The organism is Streptomyces sp. NPDC055955, from assembly GCF_042270245.1.
Taxonomy (GTDB): domain Bacteria; phylum Actinomycetota; class Actinomycetes; order Streptomycetales; family Streptomycetaceae; genus Streptomyces.
Genome location: NZ_JBHJYS010000001.1, coordinates 701,062 through 721,837, shown reverse-complemented (window position 1 = coordinate 721,837; position 20,776 = coordinate 701,062). Strand labels below are relative to the sequence as shown.

Annotated in this window: 18 protein-coding genes; 10 read left to right on the top strand and 8 right to left on the bottom strand. The window is 72.5% G+C overall.

Annotated elements, in window-relative coordinates; genetic code table 11:
* Positions 1-12 precede the first annotated feature (12 nt).
* The gene (zapE, locus tag ACFC96_RS03010) at positions 13-1,104 is read right to left on the bottom strand and encodes a cell division protein ZapE (RefSeq protein WP_376251065.1); all 1,092 of its coding nucleotides are present in this window, start codon (positions 1,102-1,104) and stop codon (positions 13-15) included.
* Positions 1,105-1,141: 37 nt separating this feature from the next.
* Here zapE and ACFC96_RS03005 point away from each other — a divergent pair, with 37 nt between their 5' ends.
* From ACFC96_RS03005 to msrB, 4 genes are all read left to right on the top strand, one after another.
* The gene (locus ACFC96_RS03005) at positions 1,142-1,915 is read left to right on the top strand and encodes a pyrimidine reductase family protein (protein ID WP_376609824.1); all 774 of its coding nucleotides are present in this window, start codon (positions 1,142-1,144) and stop codon (positions 1,913-1,915) included.
* Positions 1,916-2,077: 162 nt separating this feature from the next.
* Positions 2,078-2,533 carry an indole-3-glycerol phosphate synthase gene (locus tag ACFC96_RS03000; protein WP_376252078.1) on the top strand — a complete coding sequence of 152 codons (456 nt, stop codon included), beginning with the start codon at positions 2,078-2,080 and terminating at the stop codon, positions 2,531-2,533.
* 105 nt (positions 2,534-2,638) lie between these two features.
* The gene (gene murC, locus ACFC96_RS02995) at positions 2,639-4,033 is read left to right on the top strand and encodes a UDP-N-acetylmuramate--L-alanine ligase (RefSeq protein WP_376609823.1); all 1,395 of its coding nucleotides are present in this window, start codon (positions 2,639-2,641) and stop codon (positions 4,031-4,033) included.
* A 13-nt stretch (positions 4,034-4,046) separates the two neighbouring features.
* Positions 4,047-4,454 (top strand): peptide-methionine (R)-S-oxide reductase MsrB, encoded by a 408-nt coding sequence (msrB, locus tag ACFC96_RS02990; RefSeq protein ID WP_376251070.1) that lies wholly within the window; start codon positions 4,047-4,049, stop codon positions 4,452-4,454.
* Between the two features lie 26 nt (positions 4,455-4,480).
* On the opposite strand, the gene ACFC96_RS02985 is transcribed toward msrB, so the two are convergent.
* The 3 genes from ACFC96_RS02985 to ACFC96_RS02975 all read right to left on the bottom strand — a co-directional run bounded on the left by ACFC96_RS02985 (position 4,481) and on the right by ACFC96_RS02975 (position 7,120).
* Positions 4,481-4,942, bottom strand: a complete 462-nt coding sequence (locus tag ACFC96_RS02985; RefSeq protein ID WP_376609821.1) for a hypothetical protein — start codon at positions 4,940-4,942, stop codon at positions 4,481-4,483.
* A 109-nt stretch (positions 4,943-5,051) separates the two neighbouring features.
* Positions 5,052-6,332: a cytochrome P450 gene (locus ACFC96_RS02980; RefSeq protein WP_376609819.1), complete on the bottom strand. Its 1,281-nt coding sequence runs from the start codon at positions 6,330-6,332 to the stop codon at positions 5,052-5,054.
* A complete protein-coding gene (locus ACFC96_RS02975; protein ID WP_376251074.1) occupies positions 6,329-7,120 on the bottom strand; it encodes an alpha/beta fold hydrolase in 792 nt (263 codons plus the stop codon). Before ACFC96_RS02975 ends, ACFC96_RS02980 begins: the two co-directional genes overlap by 4 nt.
* A gap of 315 nt (positions 7,121-7,435) precedes the next feature.
* On the opposite strand from ACFC96_RS02975, the gene ACFC96_RS02970 reads away from it, so the two are divergent.
* Positions 7,436-8,221, top strand: coding sequence for a pentapeptide repeat-containing protein (locus ACFC96_RS02970; RefSeq protein WP_376609919.1), 786 nt, complete (start codon positions 7,436-7,438; stop codon positions 8,219-8,221).
* Between the two features lie 14 nt (positions 8,222-8,235).
* Here ACFC96_RS02970 and ACFC96_RS02965 read toward each other — a convergent pair whose 3' ends face one another.
* Entirely contained in the window at positions 8,236-10,302 is a 2,067-nt protein-coding gene (locus ACFC96_RS02965; RefSeq protein WP_376609817.1) for a prolyl oligopeptidase family serine peptidase, read from the bottom strand.
* Positions 10,303-10,368: 66 nt separating this feature from the next.
* The gene (locus ACFC96_RS02960; protein WP_376609815.1) at positions 10,369-10,839 is read right to left on the bottom strand and encodes a universal stress protein; all 471 of its coding nucleotides are present in this window, start codon (positions 10,837-10,839) and stop codon (positions 10,369-10,371) included.
* 144 nt (positions 10,840-10,983) lie between these two features.
* Here ACFC96_RS02960 and cyc2 point away from each other — a divergent pair, with 144 nt between their 5' ends.
* From cyc2 to ACFC96_RS02945, 3 genes are all read left to right on the top strand, one after another.
* Entirely contained in the window at positions 10,984-13,185 is a 2,202-nt protein-coding gene (gene cyc2 / locus ACFC96_RS02955; RefSeq protein ID WP_376609813.1) for a germacradienol/geosmin synthase Cyc2, read from the top strand.
* Positions 13,186-13,247: 62 nt separating this feature from the next.
* Positions 13,248-15,152 carry an O-aminophenol oxidase PhsA gene (gene phsA / locus ACFC96_RS02950; RefSeq protein ID WP_376609811.1) on the top strand — a complete coding sequence of 635 codons (1,905 nt, stop codon included), beginning with the start codon at positions 13,248-13,250 and terminating at the stop codon, positions 15,150-15,152.
* A gap of 90 nt (positions 15,153-15,242) precedes the next feature.
* The gene (locus tag ACFC96_RS02945) at positions 15,243-15,839 is read left to right on the top strand and encodes a PDZ domain-containing protein (RefSeq protein WP_376609809.1); all 597 of its coding nucleotides are present in this window, start codon (positions 15,243-15,245) and stop codon (positions 15,837-15,839) included.
* A gap of 49 nt (positions 15,840-15,888) precedes the next feature.
* Here ACFC96_RS02945 and ACFC96_RS02940 read toward each other — a convergent pair whose 3' ends face one another.
* A complete protein-coding gene (locus tag ACFC96_RS02940) occupies positions 15,889-16,686 on the bottom strand; it encodes a metallophosphoesterase (RefSeq protein ID WP_376609807.1) in 798 nt (265 codons plus the stop codon).
* 215 nt (positions 16,687-16,901) lie between these two features.
* On the opposite strand from ACFC96_RS02940, the gene ACFC96_RS02935 reads away from it, so the two are divergent.
* Positions 16,902-18,026 carry a M24 family metallopeptidase gene (locus ACFC96_RS02935; protein WP_376609917.1) on the top strand — a complete coding sequence of 375 codons (1,125 nt, stop codon included), beginning with the start codon at positions 16,902-16,904 and terminating at the stop codon, positions 18,024-18,026.
* Positions 18,027-18,031: 5 nt separating this feature from the next.
* The gene (locus tag ACFC96_RS02930) at positions 18,032-18,958 is read left to right on the top strand and encodes an aminoglycoside phosphotransferase family protein (protein WP_340460371.1); all 927 of its coding nucleotides are present in this window, start codon (positions 18,032-18,034) and stop codon (positions 18,956-18,958) included.
* A 6-nt stretch (positions 18,959-18,964) separates the two neighbouring features.
* Here ACFC96_RS02930 and treZ read toward each other — a convergent pair whose 3' ends face one another.
* Positions 18,965-20,713, bottom strand: coding sequence for a malto-oligosyltrehalose trehalohydrolase (gene treZ / locus ACFC96_RS02925; protein ID WP_376609805.1), 1,749 nt, complete (start codon positions 20,711-20,713; stop codon positions 18,965-18,967).
* Positions 20,714-20,776: the final 63 nt, after the last annotated feature.

The window sequence follows — 20,776 nt, the reverse complement described above, 5'->3', positions numbered from 1 at the left end:
CCCCGGGCGGCCCTATGCGCGCACCAGTCCCTTGGCGTCCCGCGCGAGTGCCGTCAGGCGGGAGATCGCGCGGAAGTACTTCTTCCGGTAGCCGCCGTTCAGCATCTCCTCGCTGAACAGCCGGTCGAAGGGGAGGCCGGAGGCGAGCACGGGGATCTCGCGGTCGTAGAGCCGGTCGGCGAGCACGACAAGCCGCAGCGCCGTCGACTGGTCGGGGACGGGCTGCACGTCCGTGAGGCAGACGGCCTTCAGGTCGTCCGTCAGGGCGCCGTAGCGGCTGGGGTGTACGCGCGCGAGGTGGTCGAGCAGATGCGGGAAGTCGTCGAGCGAGGCGCCCGGGGTCGCGTACGCCGCCTTCGTCACCTGTTCGTCGGAGAACGGGGCGGGCGCTTCGGGCAGGCCGCGGTGGCGGTAGTCCTCGCCGTCGATGCGCAGCGGGCGGAAGTGGGCGGACAGGCCCTGGATCTCACGCAGGAAGTCGGCGGAGGCGAACCGACCCTCGCCGAGCTTGCCCGGCAGCGTGTTCGAGGTCGCGGCGAGCGCGACGCCCGCGTCGACGAGCTTGCCCAGCAGGGTCGACACCAGGACCGTGTCGCCCGGGTCGTCCAGCTCGAACTCGTCGATGCACAGCAGCCGGTGCTCGCCCAGGGTGCGCACGGTCTGCTGGAAACCGAGCGCGCCCACCAGGTTCGTGAGCTCGACGAACGTGCCGAACGCCTTCTGCTCGGGCGCCGCCGGGGTGGCGTGCCAGAGGGAGGCGAGCAGGTGGGTCTTGCCGACGCCGTAGCCGCCGTCCAGGTAGACGCCGCGGGGCCCGGTGGGGGCCGCGGGCTTCTTCGCGAACCACCGGCGCTTGCCCGAGCCGCTCGCGTGGGCGCCGCCGAGCCCGGCCGCGAAGCCGCTCAGGACCCGCACCGCCTCGGTCTGGCTGGGCTGACCGGGGTCCGGGATGTACGTCTCGAAGCGGACCGAGTCGAAGCGCGGCGGGGGCACCATCTCGGCGACCAGCCGGTCGGCGGGGACGAGCGGCTCACGGGCGCACAGGGACAGCGGGGCCGCGTCGGCTATCGGACTCTGGGCCGGGGCGGTGGTGGAGGACGACACAGCACCCAACTCTAGACGCCGTGGGAGACTGCGTGACATGCGACGCCTGTTCCCTGTGACGTACGAAACAGCAGATCACGCGGCCCACGAACCCCGCGAATGGAGTCTCGACGAGCTCGCGGACGCCTATGCCTACCCCTGTGGGCAGGACGTATGGCTGCGGGCCAACATGGTCTCCACGCTGGACGGCGCCGCCCATCACGACGGCCGCTCGCAGGGCATCTCGTGCGCCGCCGACATGCGGATCTTCGGCACCCTGCGCGGTCTCGCGGACGTGGTCCTGGTCGGCGCGGAAACGGTCCGTCTGGAGGGGTATCGCCCGGCACGCGCGCGTGAGGCCTTCGCCGCGCGCAGGGAGGCGGCCGGGCAGGGTCCCGCCCCGGCCATCGCGGTGATCACCGCGAGCCTGGACCTCGACTTCTCCCTTCCGCTCTTCACCTCGCCCCTCGTTCCCACGTTCGTGGTCACCGGCGCCGGAGCGCCGCCCGACCGCATGGAGGCCGCCCGCAAGGCCGGCGCCGAGGTGCTGATCGCCGGCGAGGGCGCCACGGTCGAGCCGGAGCGTGCGGTCCGGGCGCTCGCGGAGCGCGGGCTCACCCGGCTGCTCACGGAGGGCGGACCTCGCCTGCTCGGCCAGTTCGTGGCCGCGAAGGCGCTCGACGAACTCTGTCTGACGCTGTCGCCGATGCTCACCGCCGGAGACGCCCAGCGGATTGCCGGCGGACCGTCCCTGACCGTCCCTGAGCGTTTCGAGATGGCTTCTGTGCTGGAAGAGGCCGGGTTCCTGTTCACCCGATACCGTCGGAGCTGACAATCAGCGGAATGTGCCGTTCCGTTTACGTTCCGCTGGGCACACTAAATCTCGCAGACCCCGTACGGCCACGGGGCAGGATGGTTTCCGCAGGGACCGGTCGAGAGTCGACGGCCCACGGAGGAGAGAAGAAGGGCGCCTGTCGTGTTCGCGAGCGTATTGATGATCGAGAAGGCACTGACGTCCGCCGACGTGGAATTCGTCACGACCTTGCACGGTGACGAGGAAGTCTCCTTCCATGTGCTGATCCAGCCCCGCGGAGACCAGGCCGACCGCCTGCTGCGGGCCATCGACGACGTCGCCATGGGGGAGCTCGACGACGCGGCGAAGGAGAAGGACGTACCCGAGGGCCAGGACGCCGCGGAACTCGGCGAACAAGCACTCCAGGTCTCCCTCACCGCACTCCGTCAGGCCGGCTGCGAGGCGGAGGGCCGCCTCGTCGAGGACCACCCCCTCGACGCGCTGAAGTCCCTCGTCGACGAGATCGGCGCCGACGAGGTCATCGTCCTGACCGACCCGCATTACGTGGAGGAGTTCTTCCACCGCGACTGGGCCTCGCGCGCCCGGCACAAGGTGGGCGTTCCGGTCCTGAAGCTCTTCTCGTACAGCAAGGCGTAGCCACCGGTGCGGTACGGGGTTGCGCGGGCGGGGTGCGCGGAGAAAGTAGGCTGAGCCTGCCCGCGCAGTGGGCACGCAGCAGCACACCGTCCCAGGGAGAAACCAATGGCACCCGGCCTGCCCACCGCCATGGACCGACCGCACTTCATCGGCATCGGCGGCGCCGGAATGTCGGGCATCGCGAAGATCCTCGCGCAGCGCGGCGCCCAGGTCGCCGGCAGCGACTCCAGGGAGTCCGCCACGGCCGAGGCGCTGCGCTCGCTCGGTGCCACGGTCCACATCGGCCACGACGCCGCGCACCTCGCGCCGGACGCCACCTGCGTCGTCGTCTCCTCCGCGATCCGCGCCGACAACCCCGAGCTGGCCCGCGCCGCCGAGCTCGGCATCCCGGTCGTCCACCGCTCCGACGCCCTCGCCTCGCTCATGGACGACCTGCGCCCCATCGCGGTCGCCGGCACGCACGGCAAGACGACGACCACGTCGATGCTGGCGGTGTCCCTGTCCTCCCTGGGCCTCGACCCCTCGTACGCCATCGGCGGCGACCTCGACGCCCCCGGCTCGAACGCGCTGCACGGCGCGGGCGAGATCTTCGTCGCCGAAGCCGACGAGTCGGACCGCAGCTTCCACAAGTACGCGCCCGAGGTCGCCATCGTCCTCAACGTCGAGCTCGACCACCACGCCAACTACGCGTCGATGGACGAGATCTACGAGTCCTTCGAGACCTTCGCCTCCAAGATCGTCCCCGGTGGCACGCTCGTCATCGCCGCGGACCAGTCCGGCGCGGTCGAGCTCACCCGCCGCCTGCGGGACACGACGTCCCTGAAGGTCGTCACCTACGGCGAGTCGGAGGCGGCCGACGTCCGCATCCACAAGGTCACCCCGCGCGGCCTGACCAGCGAGGTCACCGTCCTCCTCGACGGCAAGCTGCTCACGTTCACGGTCTCGGTCCCCGGCCGCCACTACGCGCACAACGCGGTCGCGGCACTCGCCGCCGGCGTCGCGCTCGGCATCCCCTCCCGCAACCTGGCCGCGGCGCTGAAGTCGTACACCGGCGTCAAGCGCCGCCTCCAGCTCAAGGGCGAGGTGAACGGCGTACAGGTCATCGACTCGTACGCGCACCACCCCACCGAGATGTCCGCCGACCTCGAGGCGATGCGCTCGGCCGCGGGGGACTCCCGGATCCTCGTCGTCTTCCAGCCCCACCTCTTCTCCCGCACCCAGGAGCTCGGCAAGGAGATGGGCGAGGCCCTCGCCCTCGCCGACGCGTCCGTGGTCCTGGACATCTATCCGGCCCGCGAGGACCCGATCCCCGGTATCACCAGCGGCCTCATCATCGACGCGGCCCGCGCCGCGGGCGCCGACGTGGACGCCGTCCACGACAAGGCGACCGTGCCCGACGTGATCGCGGGAATGGCCAAGCCGGGCGACCTTGTTCTCACCATGGGCGCGGGTGACGTCACGGAGCTCGGCCCGCAGATCCTTGATCGCCTCGCCAAGTGAAGGACTGAGCTGAATGTCGTACGACGTCGAGAAGCCGGACGAGGAGTGGCGCGCGGAGCTGACCCCGGCCGAGTACGCGGTACTGCGCCAGGCCGGCACGGAGCCCGCCTTCGTCGGTGAGTACACGGACACCAAGACCAAGGGTGTCTACTCCTGTCGCGCGTGCGGGGCGGAGCTCTTCACCTCGGGAGAGAAGTTCGAGTCGCACTGCGGCTGGCCGTCCTTCTTCGACCCGAAGGACACGGACGCCGTCGAGCTGATCGAGGACCGCTCGCACGGCATGGTCCGCACCGAGGTGCGCTGTGCCCGCTGTGGCTCGCACCTCGGACACGTCTTCGAGGGCGAGGGCTACCCCACCCCGACGGACCAGCGGTACTGCATCAACTCGATCTCGCTGAAGCTGGCACCGGAAGCGGGCTGAGCCGGGCTCGGGGCTCCGGCGGAGGCTCAGTCCTCCGCCGGGGTCTCCGGGCGCATCATCGGGTGGACGACGCCCGGGAAGACGCGGGCCCGGACCACCGGCTCCGCGGAACCGCCCTGCACGACCGTCTCGGCGATGCCCCACGGGCGGCCGGCCAGGACGACGGTCAGCGTGTACGAGGACGCGCAGCCCATGCAGTCGTACTTGTCCATCCATGTCTCGACGTCCGTGAGGCTGCCGGGGGCGCGGCCCACGTGGCGGTGGCGGGCGTGGCAGCGGTCGCACTTCTCGCCGGGCTCGCACGTGCCGCCGCAGGGGCACGGGACGTCCAGGGAGTCCGCGGGCCGCCAGCGCTGGGTGCGCACGGCCTCCGCCGTGGCGCCCATGTCCTTCATCGCCTTGAGGTTCTTGGCGGCGACGACGTACGACTCTCCGGTCGACGTCATCCGGTGCCGGATCACGTGCTTGCGTCCGCGGTTCGTCGTCATCTGGTTCCTCCTGGGTTCACGCAGCCCGCCAGGAGGCCCACGAGATCGTTCCTCCCCCACGGTACCGGGCCCGGCGGGTGCGCCGGGCCACGAGAGGCCGGGGGAGACGTCAGCCGGGGGCCGTGGTCACCGGGAGCTCCTTCACACCGTTGATGAAGTTCGACAGCAGACGCCGTGGCGGTCCCGCCGGTGCGAGCACCGGCAGGGCCCGGCAGGTCTCCTCGTACAGCACCCGCAACTGCAGGCGCGCGAAGTGCGCGCCCAGGCAGACGTGCGGGCCGTCCCCGAACGAGACGTGCGGGTTGGGGCTGCGGGAGAGGTCGAGGCGGTGCGGGTCGGTGAAGACGCGTTCGTCGTGGTTGGCCGAGGCGTGGAAGACGACGACCTTGTCGCCCGCGCGCACACGGCAGCCCGCCAGGACCGTGTCGCGGACGGCGGTGCGGCGGAACGTGAGGACCGGCGGATGGCGGCGCAGGAGCTCGTCGACCGCCGTCGCCGGGTCGGCCTTCCCCTCGCGCAGCAGGCCGTACGCCCCCGGCGCCCCGGCCAGCTCCAGCAGGCCGCCGGGGGCCGCGCTGCGCACCGTGTCGTTCCCGGCGACCGTGAGCAGGAAGAAGAACATCTCCAGCTCGGGCGCGGTCAGGTCGGGGTCCGTGGCCAGGACCGTCATGACGTCGTCCGCCGGGTGGGCCCGTTTGTGCGCGGCGAGCGAGCGCGCGTAGGCGAACATGTCGCGCAGCATCGCGGGGGAGCGCGGGTCGACCGGTCTGCCGTCGGCGCCGAGGACGGGCTCGTCCGCCTCGTCCGGGTCCTGATAGCCGATGACGCGCTGCGTCCACCGCAGGAGAAGGCCGCGATCGGAGTCCGGGACGCCCAGGAGGTCCGCGAGGTTCAGGAGCGCGTAGTCGTCCGTGACGGCCGAGACCAGGTCGATGGTGGGGCCGGGAGCCGCGACGGCCGCCGTGAGCAGGGCACGGGCCCGGTCGCGGGCGAGCGCGGCGAAGCGCTCCACGCGCCGCGGGGTGAACGCGCGGCTCACGAGGCGGCGCAGCCGGCCGTGGTCCGGCGGGTCCTGGTTGAGCATCATGGAGCGGATGAACGGCAGGTCCGCCGGGTCGGGGTCGCGGATCTGCGTGGCACCCAGACACGACGAGTACGTCGCCGCGTCCTTGAGGACGCGGACCACGTCGGCATGGCGCGTGACCGCCCAGAACCCGGGGCCCGCGGGCCAGCCCAGCACCTCCGGCTCCTCCTGCCAGGCGACGGGGTGGTGGTCGCGGAGCGTGCGGTAGCTGTCGTGGGGGACGCCCCGCGCGTACCGGCGCGGGTCGAAGACGTCCGGGACGTCCGCGGCATCCGGGGTGGGCGGTGCGCCGGTCGGTTCTGTCATCCGTGCGCCTCGTCGCCCGGCCCGTCCGCCCTGAGGAAGTCCTCCACCGTCCGGATCAGGGCGAGCGGTGTCTCGTCCATCGCGTAGTGGCCGCACGCGGGGAGTTCGGTCAGTTCGGCGCGGGCGTACCAGCTCATCCACGTGGCCCGCATCAGGTCGGCCGAGAGCGCCGGGTCGAGCGCCCCGGTGACGGCGAGCGCGGGGACCGTGCTGCCCTCCACCCGGGTGTGGAAGTCCTCGCCGGCCCAGGAGTCCAGCCAGGCCCGGAACGCCTTCGCGTCGCTGACCTCCAGCGACCGCTCCACCATCCGGTCGAGCCAGGCGGCGGGGCGGGCGCCGCCGGTCGTGATGTCGAGGATGGCGCGGCGGTTCTCCGGGGTGTGCGAGGCGCCGGAGAAGAGGTCCCACTGCTCGGGCGGCAGCGGCAGCCCGCACGCCGGGACGGGCGAGACGCCGACCAGCCTGCGCAGCCGGTGGGGCGCGGCGGCCAGGATCCGCTGGGCGACGCTCCCGCCCATCGAGTGGCCGATCACCGAGAACCGCTCCCAGCCGAGTCGGTCCGCCAGCGCGATCACGTCGGCGGCGGCCTCCGCCGTCGTGTAGGCGCCGCCCGCGTCCCTGGCCTCGCCGTAGCCCCGCAGGTCCACGAAGGCGTACTGGAAGGCGGAGCGGTCGAGGTCGGCGAGCAGCGGGGTGTAGGCGCCGCGGTCGGCGAACCAGCCGTGCACGGCGACCACTTTGTGCGGTCCCGTGCCGTGCAGCTCGTGCGGGAGGACGAAGGAGGCCACGGTGACTCCTGACGGTCGGTGAGGGAAACGAGCGGTCCCTGCCTGCGCCGCACCAACGTGGCCCGCAACCCCGGGGGCGCACAAGGGCGCGCGGCGGCATCGGGGACAATGAACGCTCCCTCGGGTGCAGGCGGCGACGTCGTACCCGCCGAGCCGACACCACGTAGGAGACCGGGCCCGTTGTCCCAGCACCGCGAAAACCGTCCTGAGGCCGTGGCGTCCGACGGGGCCGTGCCGGGCACCGCCACCGTCGAGGGCGCCTTTGGCCCGGGCGCCGGTACGGTCCCGGAGGCCGGGCACCGGCGTCGGCTCGACCTGCGCGCCGACTGCGGGAACTGCTTCGGGCTGTGCTGTGTCGCCCTGCCCTTCGCCAAGTCCTCCGACTTCGCGGCGAACAAGCCCGCGGGCCAGCCGTGCCGCAACCTGCGGGACGACTCCCGGTGCGGCATCCACGCCACGCTCCGGGACAAGGGCTACGCGGGCTGCACCGTCTTCGACTGCTTCGGCGCCGGCCAGCAGGTGTCGCAGGGCACGTTCGGCGGCGAGGACTGGCGTACGTCGCGCCGGACCGCGCGCGCGATGTTCGACGTCTTCCCCGTCATGCGCCAACTGCACGAACTGCTCTGGTACTTGACCGAGGCGCTGGAGCTGGAGCGGGCCCGCCCGGCGCACCGGGAGGTGCGGCGCGCCCTCGACCGGATAGAGGAGCTCACCCGCGCCGACGCCGCCGTACTCGCCGCGGCCGACGTCCCCGCCCTCCGCGGCGAGGTCGGCGCGACGCTGTCGAAGGTCAGCGAACTCGTACGGGCGGCCGTGCCCGGCCGCAGGAAGAACCACCGGGGCGCCGACCTGATGGGCGCCCGCCTCAAGGGCGCCGGTCTGCGGGGAGCCGACCTGCGCGGCGCCTACCTGATAGCGGCCGACCTCACCGGCGCCGACCTGCGCGAGGCCGACCTCATAGGGGCCGACCTGCGCGACACGCGCCTTCAGGGCGCCGACCTGACCGGCAGCATCTTCCTCACGCAGGCACAGGTCGACGCGGCCCGCGGGGACGGCTCGACGAAGATCCCGGCCCCCTTGAGCCGTCCCGCGCACTGGTAGGCACCTGCGCGCCGTCAGATCCCCAGGGACTTCTTCAGGAAGTCGAGCTGGAACAGCAGCAGGTTCTCCGCGACGTCCTCCTGCGTGACCATGTGCGTCGCGCCCGGCAGGGGAAGCACCTGGTGGCTGCGGCCCGCCGCGAGCAGCGCCGCCGACAGGCGCAGGGTGTGCGCGACCGCCACATTGTCGTCGGCGAGCCCGTGCACCAGCAGGAGCGGGCGGCGCAGCAGCGGCGCGTCGGCGATCAGGGAGCAGCGCTCGTAGTTCTCGGGCTCCTCGTCGGGATGTCCGAGATAGCGCTCCTTCCAGTGCGTGTCGTACAGCCGCTGGTCGGTGGGAGGCGCGCCCGCCACCGCCGCGTGGAAGACGTCGGGCCTGCGCAGCACGGCGCCCGCGGCCAGGAATCCGCCGAACGACCAGCCACGGATCGCGACCCGTGTCAGGTCGAGGTCGGGGAACTCCGCCCCGGCCGCCCGTACGGCGGCGACCTGGTCGTCCAGGGCGTGGGTCAGGATGTCGCCGCGGATCTCCTTCTCCCACCCGGGACCGCGCCCCGGGGAGCCGCGTCCGTCCGTGACCAGGACCGCGAAGCCCTGCTCGGCGAACCACTGCGACAGATGCGCGGGCCAGCCGAGGCCGCGCGTGGCGACCAGCAGGTGCTGACCCCCGTAGGGGTTCACCAGGACGGGGAGTGGGGCGCTGCCCGGCGTGTGCCACGACGGCAGGAAAAGCTGACTGCGCAACTCCCGCTCGCCGAGCCGCAGATGGACGGGGCGCGTGGGGACGACAGGACGCTCGGCGAGCGAGGCGATCTCCCCGTCGGGGCTGCCCTTCTTCGTCACCTCCACGCTCACGGCGTCCTCCCGGCGGCTCACCAGCACCGTGGTGCCGCCCGCGGAGACCGCGGTGTGCACGCCCGGCGTGTCCGTGAGCCTGACGCAGCCCGCGTCGGGCGCCCAGGTCCACACATGGGTCTCGGTGGGCTCGTCACCGCCCTCGAACAGCACCGACTCGCCCTGGACGCCGAGGACTCGACGGACCTGGAGACCCACCGGGGTCACCGGCCCGCCGGCCACGACGAGGCGGCGGGTGTCCTGCTCGTCGCGGGTCGTCACCAGCGCGCCGGACGCCGTGCGGCACGGGGCGCCCGGGACCAGCTCGACCCAGGCCGCGTCGCGCTGCTCGTCCAGGAGGCGGGTGGCGCCCGTCGCCGGGTCCACGGCCAGCGCGCGCAGCGTCCGCTGGTCGCGGCTCTGCACCGCGGCGAACGGGCCGTGCGCGTCCCACCCGACGACGGGCACGTACTCGAACGCCCCACGGTCCCAGTCCACTTCGGCCCGCGAGCCGTCCAGGTGCAGCACATGGAGCGACACGTCGGCGTTGGCGGTACCCGCCGCCGGGTAACGCACGGCGCGCGGCGGCGCCGCGGGGTCGGCCGGGTCGCAGAGGTACCAGCGCTGCACGCGCGAGGTGTCCACGCGCGCGGCGATCAGCGCCCCGCCGTCGGGCGCCCACCAGTGACCGCGCGCCCGGCCCATCGACTCCGAGGACGCGTGGTCGGTCAACCCGTAGGTGATGTCGGGCCCTTCGGGCGACGCGAGGAGCGTGTCCTCGCCGTCGAGGGTGACGACGTGCAGCGCGCCGCCCGTGACGTACGCGACGAACCGGCCGTCGGGGGACAGGCGCGGGTCCACGACCGGGCCCGCCGCCGAGACGGGGAACGGGACGCCGTCCGCGACACGGACCGCCCACAGCGCTCCCGACAGGGCGTACACGACAGTGCGGCACTCGGCGTCGGCCGAGTACGAGACGAGCCCGACGGCGCTCTCGCGCGCCCGCTCCCTGCGGACCCGCTCGGCGGCCGGCACGTCTCCGGCGCGCGGGGTGCGCGAGACGTCCACGAGGACGCGCTCCGCACCGTCCTCGTGGAGCCACAGGGCGCTGACGGGGTCGGCGCCGCCGCCCGTGCGCAGGAACAGGACGCGCCCGCCGTCCGCCGAGACCGTGAACCGGCCCGGGGCGCCCAGGGTGAAGCGGCGGGTGCGGGCGTACTGGCGCGGGAACTCTCTGGCATCGTCCATGGGGGCACTCTGACATGCCCCGCTGACGCCCCGTCGGGTGGGCGACGGGGCGGGCGGCCTCTCGCGTCAGCTCTCGGACTTCTCCCGCACCACCACGACCGTGCAGTGCGCGTGCTGCGTGACCTGCTGGCTCACCGAGCCGAGCAGCGCGCCCTTGAAGCCGCCGTAGCCGCGGGTGCCCACGACCAGCAGGTCCGCGGCCCCGGACGCCTCGACGAGGACCTTCGCCGCGGGCCCCTGCACCATGCGGCTGTGCACCGGGACGGGCGGGCTCTCACCCACCGTCTCCGTGACGACGTCGATGAGCCTCACGCGCGAGGTCTCCTCGGGGGAGAGCAGCTCGCGACCGCCCGCCGCCGTCCCCCCGTCGGCGGGCCCGCCGAGACTGAAGGGGTTCGTGGACCACTCCCAGCTCATGACGGCGTGCACCCGGCCGCCGACGAGCGTGGCCTGCCGCACGGCCCAGCGCAGGGCCTCCTTCGAGTGCTTCGAACCGTCGACACCTACGACGATCAAAGGCTCCGTGGCCTGGCTCACCGAGGACTCCTCAGCTGGGGATCGGGTGGACATGGGTACCGCCCTTTTCCCCGTCCGGGCGCCCCTCAGCCGCGGGTTCACGCGATGGTGCGATCATGTGCCGCCGTCCGGATGCCCGCCGGGGGCCACGGGTAGGGCCGGGCCATGACGCAGCCGTTCGAACTGCCGCACTTCTACATGCCGTACCAGGCGCGGCTCAATCCACACCTCGACGAGGCGCGGGCGCACTCCACGCAGTGGGCGCGCGAGATGGGCATGCTGGAGGGGTCCGGCATCTGGGAGCAGAGCGACCTCGACGCGCACGACTACGGACTGCTGTGCGCGTACACCCACCCCGACTGCGACGGGCCCGCCCTGTCGCTCGTCACCGACTGGTACGTGTGGGTCTTCTTCTTCGACGACCACTTCCTGGAGACGTTCAAGCGGACCATGGACCGTGCGGGCGGCAAGGCCCATCTGGACCGCCTGCCCCTGTTCATGCCGATGGACCTGTCGACCCCCGTCCCCGAGCCGCAGAACCCCGTCGAGGCGGGCCTCGCCGACCTGTGGGTGCGCACCGTCCCCGCCATGTCGGTGGACTGGCGCAGAAGGTTCGCCGAGTCGACCGAACACCTCCTCAACGAGTCGATGTGGGAGCTGTCCAACATCAACGAGGGGCGGATCTCCAACCCCGTCGAGTACATCGAGATGCGCCGCAAGGTCGGCGGCGCGCCCTGGTCGGCGGGGCTCGTCGAGTACGCGACCTCCGAGGTGCCCGCGTCCGTCGCCGGGTCGAGGCCGCTGCGCGTGCTGATGGAGACGTTCTCCGACGCCGTGCACCTGCGCAACGACCTCTTCTCGTACCAGCGGGAGGTCGAGGACGAGGGCGAGCTGAGCAACGGCGTGCTCGTCCTGGAGACCTTCTTCGGCTGCACGACACAGGAGGCGGCGCAGACCGTCAACGACATCCTCACCTCACGCCTCCACCAGTTCGAGCACACCGCGCTCACCGAAGTGCCCGCCCTCGCCGTCGACAAGGGGCTCACGCCGCCCGAGGTGGCCGCGGTCGCCGCGTACACGAGGGGCCTCCAGGACTGGCAGTCCGGCGGCCACGAATGGCATCTGCGCTCCAGCCGGTACATGAACGAGGGGGCGACCGGGAGCAACCCCCTGGCGGGGCCCACCGGGATCGGCACGTCCGGCGCGGACGTCGGCGCGCTGCTCGCCGCGGCCGGCGCGGAACGGCTGCGCGCCTACACACATGTGCCGTACCAGAAGGTGGGCCCGTCCCTGCTCCCCGACTTCTCCATGCCGTTCCGGCTCCGGCTCAATCCCGGCCTGGAGGAGGCCCGTCGGCGCATCACGCCGTGGGCGCACGCCATGGGCATCCTGGGGGAGGGCGTATGGGACGAGGACAAGCTCGCCGCCTACGACCTGCCCCTGTGCTCGGCCGGTATCGACCCCGACGCGAACCAGGACGCCCTGGACCTGAGCGCGCACTGGCTGGCCTGGGGTACGTACGGTGACGACTACTATCCGCTCGTCTTCGGGCACCGGCGCGACCTCGCCGCGGCGAGACTGTGCACCGCGCGGCTCTCCGCGTGCATGCCCGTCGACGGCGAGGAGGTCCCGCCGCCCGTGAACGCGATGGAGCGCGGCCTCGCCGACCTCTGGGCGCGCACCGCCGCCGGGATGACGACCGCGCAGCGGCGCACCCTGAAGGCGTCTGTCGACGTCATGACGGAGAGCTGGGTGTGGGAGCTGTCCAACCAGTTCCAGAACCGCGTCCCGGACCCCGTCGACTACCTGGAGATGCGCCGCGCCACGTTCGGCGCCGACCTCACGATGAGCCTGTGCCGCCTCGGCCGCGGCCCCGCCGTCCCCCCCGAGGTCTACCGCAGCGGACCCGTCCGCTCGCTGGAGAACGCGGCCGTCGACTACGCGATGCTCCTCAACGACGTGTTCTCGTACCAGAAGGAGATCGAGTACGAGGGCGAGATCCACAACGGCATCCTCGTCGTGCAGAACTTCTTCGGCTGCGACTACCCGACCGCGCTCGGCGTCGTGCACGACCTGATGACGCAGCGCATGCAGCAGTTCGAACACGTCGCCACCCACGAATTCCCCGTCCTCTACGACGACTTCGAGCTGTCGCCACAGGCTCGGGCGGCCATGGACGGCCACGTCGTGGAACTCCAGACCTGGATGGCCGGAATCCTCAACTGGCACCGCGAGTGCCGCCGTTACGGAGCCGCCGACCTGGCCCGGCGCGCGCATGGTTTCGTACCGGGGAGGTTGCCGAACCTTTTCAGCCGGAATGAGGGATTCATGGAACCCTCGTGGGGTGCGGTGAGTCCTGTGGGGTGAAGGCGGCCACTGACCGGCCGCGCCACGGGGGACGCAACACAGAACACGGGGGTGTTCTCACCATGACCGACATCATCGAGAGGATCACGGACAGCCTGGCGGGCGCGGCGCGGGACTCCGCGCCCGCCGCGGCGGACGGTGAACTGACGCCTCATGTCGCGCCGTTGACCGTTCCGCCCGTCCTGCGTCCCGACTCCACGGACGTCCTGCGGGAGACCGAGATCGCACTGCGGCCGACGTGGGTGCGGCTGCACCCGCAGCTCCCGCCGACGCTCATGTGGGGATACGGCGGATCGGTGCCGGGGCCGACCATCGAGGTCAGGCGCGGGCAGCGTGTCCGCATCGCCTGGACCAACCGCATCCCGAAGGGGAGCGAGTACCCGGTCACCGCCGTCGAGGTGCCGGCGGCGAACCCCGATCCGAGCACGGAACCGGGCCGCGGCGGCGTTACGCCGATCGCGGACGTCGCCGCCCTGCCCGCCTGGACCGTCACCCACCTGCACGGCGCGCAGACGGGCGGCGGCAACGACGGCTGGGCGGACAACGCGGTGGGCTTCGGCGACGCCCAGCTCTCCGAGTACCCGAACGACCACCAGGCGGTCCAGTGGTGGTACCACGACCACGCCATGAACGTGACCCGGTGGAACGTCCACACGGGCCTCTACGGCACCTACCTCGTCCGTGACGAGGAGGAGGATGCGCTCCAACTGCCCTCCGGGGAGCGGGAGATCCCGCTCCTCATCGCCGACCGCAACCTCGACACCGACGAGGACGGCGCGCTCAACGGCCGGCTGCTGCACAAGACCGTGATCGTCCAGGAGAAGAACCCGGAGACGGGCAAGCCGGTCTCCGTGCCCTTCTCGGGTCCGTACACCACGGTCAACGGCCGCATCTGGCCCTACGCCGACGTGGACGCGGCCTGGCACCGCTTCCGCCTGGTCAACGCGTCGAACGCCAGGATCTACGACCTCGTCCTGATCGACGAGGACGACAACCCGGTGCCGGGCGTCCTGCATCAGATCGGCAGCGACGGCGGACTCCTCCCGCGCCCGGTGCCGATCGACTTCGACGAGGCGCTGCCCACGCTGACCGTCGCCCCGGCCGAGCGCATGGACCTGCTCATCGACTTCCGCGCGCTCGCCGGACGCCGCGTACGCCTCGTCAACAAGGGCGCGGGGCAGGCGCCCGGCGTACCCGACCCGGCGCACAACGTGCGCTATCCGCACGTCATGGAGTTCCGCGTCGGTGAGTGCGGCGTGGACGACCCGTTCGAACTGCCCGAGGTCCTCTCGGGATCGTTCCGCCGGCTGACGCACGACATCGAGCACGGGCACCGCCTCATCGTGCTGACTCCGCCCGCCACGAAGGGCGGCGGCGGCCACCCCGAGATCTGGGAGATGACCGAGGTCGAGGCCGCGGAAGACGCCGAGGAGCCCCAGCTCCCCTTGGATGGTGTCATCCAACTCCGTGGCGCGGACGGAACGTTGAAGACGTACCGCCGCACCTCGCGCACCTTCAACGACGGCCTCGGGTTCACCGTCGCGGAGGGCAGTTACGAGCAGTGGAGCTTCCTCAACCTCGCGGTGAACCCGCCCGTCGTGCACCCCATGCACATCCATCTCGCCGACTTCCAGATCCTCGGCCGTGACACCTACGACGTGTCGGGGTTCGACGTGACGGCCGGCGGCACGCGCGCGCCGCTTGCGCCCGACCAGGCCACGCCGGTCCCGCTCCCGCCGAACGAGCGCGGCCACAAGGACGTCTTCCGGGCGCTGCCCGGCCAGATGCTCCGCGTCATGGGCCGGTTCGACGGCGCGTACGGGCGCTTCATGTACCACTGCCATCTGCTGGAGCACGAGGACATGGGGATGATGCGGCCGTTCGTGGTGATGCCCGCCGAGGCGATGAAGTTCGACCACGGGGCGGGGCACGGCGGACATGGGGGGCACGGAGGGCACGGCGGCTGACCGGATGCCGGAAATGCCCGGTTCAGTCTCACTCGTTCGGGAATCGTCGCGCCGGACGCGGACGGGTAGGGCTTTGGCCGGAGGTGGGCCATGGAACAGACCGCGTTGCGCCCCAAGTCGATGCCCGGAGCTCCGCGTGGTGAGGCGGCGGCCGCCCGGGGGAACGGTTCCGGCGGGCGCCGCCCGCACGCGGCGCGGCGCCGCGGCAAGCGCCTCGTCACCCTGCTGCTCGGTCTGCTGTTCGGGGCCGTGCTCGTGCTGTCGGGCGTCGGGCTCGGCACGGTCGGCGCTGCCGTCATAGGCATGAGCAAACTGGCCGAGATGCAGCAGCGGGCGGGGGCGGCGTCGCGGCCTCCCGCGCTCGCGGCATCCCGTCCGCCGACCGCGTCCACCTCTCCGTCGCCTTCCGCCCGCCCCGTGCGGGCCGCGCTCGGCGTCGAGGCGGTGGACGCGCCCGAGGGGGCGGGGGCGCTGCTCGTGGGCGTGCACGTCCCCGGTCCCGGCTTTACGGCCGGTCTCGTCCGGGGCGATGTGCTGATCGCCTTCGGCGGGACGCGGATCGGCTCGGCGGGCGCGCTCGCCCAGGCGGTGGAGGCCGCGCGCCCGGGACGGCAGGTCACGCTGACGGTCCGGCACGAGTCGGGCGCGCGCCAGGTGCTGGCGGTGACCCCTGGGGTGGTGACCTAGGGATCACCAGGGAGCCAGGGGATCGCTCTCGCTCAGCGGGGGGGGGGGATCACACGACCCGGAAGTGCGTCGTCAGCCGCTGCTCGTCGTCGAGGATGTGGAAGGCCAGGCCCACCGGAGCCTCCCGGTCGGCCACACCCTCGCCCTCCCAGGGAAGCCGCAGCGTCCACGTCACACCCGGGCCGATCACCAGGGGGCGGCCCGCGAACACCGTGGCGGCCGGGGTGTGCGCGTGCCCCGCGATGATTCCGGCGATCTCTGGACGCCGCTCCAACAGGGCGGCCAGGGAGCGCGGTTGCTCCAGCTGGTACGCGTCGGGCAGCGGGTGGTGCAGCGCCACCGGCGGGTGGTGGAACGCGAGCAGGGCGGGCGTCTCGCCGTCGAGCCCGTCGAGGGTGTCCTCCAGCCAGCCGTACGTCTCCTCGTCGAGCCGTCCCTCGTCGGCGCCCGGAATGCTGGAGTCGCACATGAGGACCACGGCGCCGCCCACGTGGTGGGCGCGGTTCACCGGCCCCTCGGCGGGGGGTTCGCGCAGCAGTGCCTTGCGGTAGGGCACCCGGCTGTCGTGGTTGCCGGGGCAGGTCAGGACGGGGAAGGGGAGGGCGCGGGACGGTGAGCCGGGGAAGGGCGGGCCGCCGTCGTCCGGCCCGCCCGTGTGCAACCCGAGCAGCCCCGCCGCCTCCTCGTACTCGGACTCCGCGCCGTGGTCGGCGATGTCGCCGGTGACGAGGAGGGCGTCCACCGGGCCCGGCAGCGCCCTGAGGTGGTCGATCACGCGTCGGGCGCGCTCCGTGGCGCGCGGGGTCCCGTCGAGGTGCAGATCGCTGATCTGGGCCAGAACAAGCATGGTCGTACGTCCTCCGGAGAAAGGGCTTAATGGGCAAGAGAGATCTAACCATTAGCAATAATGGTTGTTCAATGGGTTGGCATTAGATGATGGTCCGGTCGGGTGGCGCGCACATGCGGGAACGGACTCGCGTCAGGCCCGGCGGGCGGGCAGGATGCTGCCCGTACGTCCTTTTTGTTGGAGCGATGTTCAGCTCGGAGTACCCGGAGGACCGGATGACCGCCACGCCCGCGCCGTTCATGGCCGACGACTACAAGGCCCGCATGGAGCGTGCCGCCCGGTCCGCGGCCGACGCGGGACTCGCCGGCGTCCTCGTCGCCCCCGGCCCCGACATGGTCTGGCTCACCGGCTACTCGCCCACGGCCGACACCGAGCGCCTCACGATGCTCGTCCTCACCCCGGGCCGGGACCCCGTCCTCGTCGTGCCGACCCTGGAGGCACCGGACGCCGCGAAGGCGGTGGGGGCGGACGCCCTCACCCTGCGGGACTGGACCGACGGCAAGGACCCGTACGCGGTGACCGCGCCCCTCCTCGACGTCTCGGGGCGCTTCGGCATCAGCGACAACGCGTGGGCGATGCACCTCATCGGGCTGCAGAAGACGCTGCCCGACACCTCGTTCGCCTCCCTCACGGAGGCCCTGCCGATGCTGCGCGCCGTCAAGGACACGGCCGAACTCGAACGGCTCACGGCGGCCGGCGAGGCGGCCGACGCCACCTACGAGGAGATCAAGAAGGTGCCCTTCGCGGGCCGCAGGGAGACCGACGTCGCGGGCGATCTCGCCGATCTGCTGCGGCAGTTCGGGCACTCCCAGGTCGACTTCACCGTCGTCGGATCGGGCCCGAACGGCGCCAACCCGCACCACGAGGCGGGCGAGCGCGTCATCGAGAACGGCGACATGGTCGTCCTCGACTTCGGCGGTCTCAAGCACGGCTACGGCTCCGACACCTCCCGCACCGTGCACGTCGGCGAGCCGACCGCCGAGGAGCAGCGCGTCCACGACGTCGTGCGCGAGGCGCAGGCGGCGGGCTGCGCGGCGGTCGAGCCGGGCGCCGCGTGCCAGGACGTCGACCGTGCCGCCCGCGCCGTGATCACCGAGTTCGGCTACGGCCAGTACTTCATCCACCGCACCGGCCACGGCATCGGCGTCACCACCCACGAGCCGCCCTACATGATCGAGGGTGAGGAACAGACCCTCGTCCCCGGAATGTGCTTCTCCGTGGAGCCGGGGATCTACCTTCCGGGCCGCTTCGGGGTGCGCATCGAGGACATCGTGACGGTCACCGAGGACGGCGTACGACGGCTGAACAGCACGTCGCGGGACATGGCGATCGTGAGCTAGACGCCATGTCCGACGCCCCTCGGCCCACCCAGGACACCGTACGGCGACTGCTGGGCGCCCTCCTGCCGGACGGCGCGCAGCTCGAGGTCGGCGCCGTACCCGAAGGCGATGAGCACTCCACCTGGTGGGTCGGCACCCGCTATGTGCTGCGCCTCGCCCTCGACGCGCCGGCGTCCGTGCGCCAGCGCCGCGAGATCAGGCTCCGCGACCTCGTGCGCCAGCACGTCGGCATCGCCGTCCCCGCCTCGCTCGCGTCCGGCGAGTGGGCCGCCGGGCGCACGTACTCCCTCGACACGCGGATGCAGGGCGCGTCGGGCGAGGCCGTCGACGTGACCGCGGCGGGCGAGGAGGATCTCGCGGGGCTGCTCGGCGGGCTGCGGGAGGTGCCCACGGCGCGGGCCGAGGCGCTCGGGCTCGCGAGGACGGCGCCGCGCTCGCTCGACGCGCTGCGCCGGGATGCGGCGCGGGCCGCTGAACTCCTCGGCCGGGACGGCGAGTTCGAACCCGCGCGGCTCGCGCAGCTGACCGCGCAGGCAGCCGCTCAGCTCGCCCCGCAGCCCGGCGCCGTCGTCGTCCACCACGACCTCAAGGGCGAGCACCTCACCGTCACCCCCGACGGCCGGGTGCGCGGCGTCCTCGACTGGTCCGAGGCCGTCATCGGCGACCCGGCGGAGGACATCGCGGGCCTGAGCGTCGCGGTCGGCGCCCGCGCGGCCGTCCGCGCGGCGACCCTCGCCGGTTACGGCGCCCGTGCCAGCCTGCGCGGCCTGTGGCTGGCCCGCTGCGACACGCTCGTACGCCTCGGCGAGCGCCTGAGCGGCACGGACGACAGGCCCGTGCCGCTGTTGCGCACCCAGCTGGAGCGCGCGTGGGAGGCGATCCTCCTCGAACTCGTGACGGAGGCCGCCGACAAGGACCCGGAGACCGACTGAAGCCCTCTACGGACTGACGAGCACCGCGCTCGACTGCGGCGGGACGGTGAGCAGACCGTCCTCGCCGGGCAGCCCCACGGGCTCCCACGCGGCGAGCACCCGGTAGCCGTTCCGGCCGACCGGCACCGCCGCCGGCTCGTCCGACAGGTTCACCGCCACCCGCAGATCACCCCGCCGGTACGCGATCCAGCGGGCCTCCTCGTCGTACGCCACCCGCACGGCCGCGAGGTCGGAGTCCGTCAGGTCGGCCCGGGTGTGGCGCAGCGCGATCAGCTCGCGGTACCAGGCCAGCACGCGCGCGTGAGGGGCGCTGTCCTGCTCCGACCAGTCCAGGCAGGAACGCTCCCGGGTCGCCGGGTCCTGCGGATCGGGGATGTCCTCCTCGGCCCACCCGTGCGACGCGAACTCCCGCCGCCTGCCCTTGCGTACGGCCTCCGCGAGCGCCGGGTCGGTGTGGTCGGTGAAGAACTGCCAGGGGGTGCGGGCGGCCCACTCCTCGCCCATGAACAGCATCGGTGTGAAGGGCCCGGTCAGCACGAGGGTGGCCGCGCACGCGAGGAGCCCGGGGGACAGGTCGGCGGAGAGCCGGTCGCCCTGCGCGCGGTTGCCGATCTGGTCGTGGGTCTGGGCGTAGCCGAGGAGCCGGTGGGCGGGGGTGCGGGTGCGGTCGAGGGGGCGCCCGTGACGCCGGCCCCGGAACGTCGAGTACGTGCCGTCGTGGAAGTAGCCCCGGGTCAGGGTCTTGGCGAGCGCGGCCATCGGCGCCTTCGCGAAGTCCCCGTAGTAGCCCTGGGACTCGCCCGACACCGCCGTGTGCACGGCGTGGTGGAAGTCGTCGCTCCACTGCGCCTGGAGTCCGAGGCCGCCGTGGTTGCGCGGGGTGATCACGCGCGGGTCGCCGAGGTCCGACTCGCCGACCAGGAACAGGGGTCTGGCCTCGTCCTCGGCCAGGGCGTCGACGGCGGTGGACAGCTCCTCCAGGAAGTGGACCGCGCGCGTGTCGCACAGCGCGTGCACGGCGTCGAGGCGCAGCCCGTCGATCCGGTAGTCGCGCAGCCAGGCGAGCGCGCTGCCGACCAGGTACGCGCGCACCTCGTCGGAACCGGGGGCGTCGAGGTTGACCGCGGCGCCCCAGGGCGTGTGGTGGGTGTCGGTGAAGTACGGCCCGAACGCGGGCAGATGGTTGCCCGACGGCCCCAGGTGGTTGTGGACCACGTCGAGGACGACGCCGAGTCCGAGCCCGTGTGCCATGTCGACAAAACGCTTCAGCGCCTCGGGGCCTCCGTACGGCTCGTGCACCGCCCAGGGGCTGACGCCCTCGTAGCCCCATCCGTGCCGCCCGGGGAACGGGCACACGGGCATGAGCTCGACATGGGTGATGCCCAACTCGACCAGATGGCCCAGGTGTTCGGCTGCGGCGTCGAGCGTGCCCTCGCGCGTGAAGGTCCCCACGTGCAGCTCGTACAGGACCGCGCCGGGGAGGCCGCGTCCCGGTCCCGACTCCGAGCGCCACGTGTACCGCGCGTGGTCGACGACCGCGCTCAGGCCGTCGGGCCCGTCCGGCTGGCGGCGTGAGCGGGGGTCGGGCAGCACCGGCCCGTCGTCGAGCGCGAACCCGTAGCGCGTGCCGTCCTGCGCGTCCGCCTCGCCCGTCCACCACCCCTCGCGGTCCGGGTCGCGCTCCAACGCGCGCGTGGTGCCCTCGCAGTGGAGCGCGACCCGCTCTGCCTGTGGTGCCCACACCTCGAACTGCACGGACCGTTCCCCCTTGTCTGCCGACAGTGACGACCCGTCCATCCTGCGTCAGCCGAGATCGAT

Coding starts and splice junctions, on each gene's coding strand:
- ACFC96_RS02935 (WP_376609917.1), top strand. CDS start 16,902: ATGACCGCCACGCCCGCGCCGTTCATGGCCGACGACTACAAGGCCCGC.
- ACFC96_RS02965 (WP_376609817.1), bottom strand. CDS start 10,302: ATGGACGATGCCAGAGAGTTCCCGCGCCAGTACGCCCGCACCCGCCGC.
- ACFC96_RS02980 (WP_376609819.1), bottom strand. CDS start 6,332: ATGACAGAACCGACCGGCGCACCGCCCACCCCGGATGCCGCGGACGTC.
- ACFC96_RS03000 (WP_376252078.1), top strand. CDS start 2,078: ATGATCGAGAAGGCACTGACGTCCGCCGACGTGGAATTCGTCACGACC.
- msrB (WP_376251070.1), top strand. CDS start 4,047: ATGTCGTACGACGTCGAGAAGCCGGACGAGGAGTGGCGCGCGGAGCTG.
- phsA (WP_376609811.1), top strand. CDS start 13,248: ATGACCGACATCATCGAGAGGATCACGGACAGCCTGGCGGGCGCGGCG.
- ACFC96_RS02985 (WP_376609821.1), bottom strand. CDS start 4,942: ATGACGACGAACCGCGGACGCAAGCACGTGATCCGGCACCGGATGACG.
- ACFC96_RS03005 (WP_376609824.1), top strand. CDS start 1,142: ATGCGACGCCTGTTCCCTGTGACGTACGAAACAGCAGATCACGCGGCC.
- murC (WP_376609823.1), top strand. CDS start 2,639: ATGGCACCCGGCCTGCCCACCGCCATGGACCGACCGCACTTCATCGGC.
- cyc2 (WP_376609813.1), top strand. CDS start 10,984: ATGACGCAGCCGTTCGAACTGCCGCACTTCTACATGCCGTACCAGGCG.
- ACFC96_RS02945 (WP_376609809.1), top strand. CDS start 15,243: ATGGAACAGACCGCGTTGCGCCCCAAGTCGATGCCCGGAGCTCCGCGT.
- ACFC96_RS02940 (WP_376609807.1), bottom strand. CDS start 16,686: ATGCTTGTTCTGGCCCAGATCAGCGATCTGCACCTCGACGGGACCCCG.
- ACFC96_RS02930 (WP_340460371.1), top strand. CDS start 18,032: ATGTCCGACGCCCCTCGGCCCACCCAGGACACCGTACGGCGACTGCTG.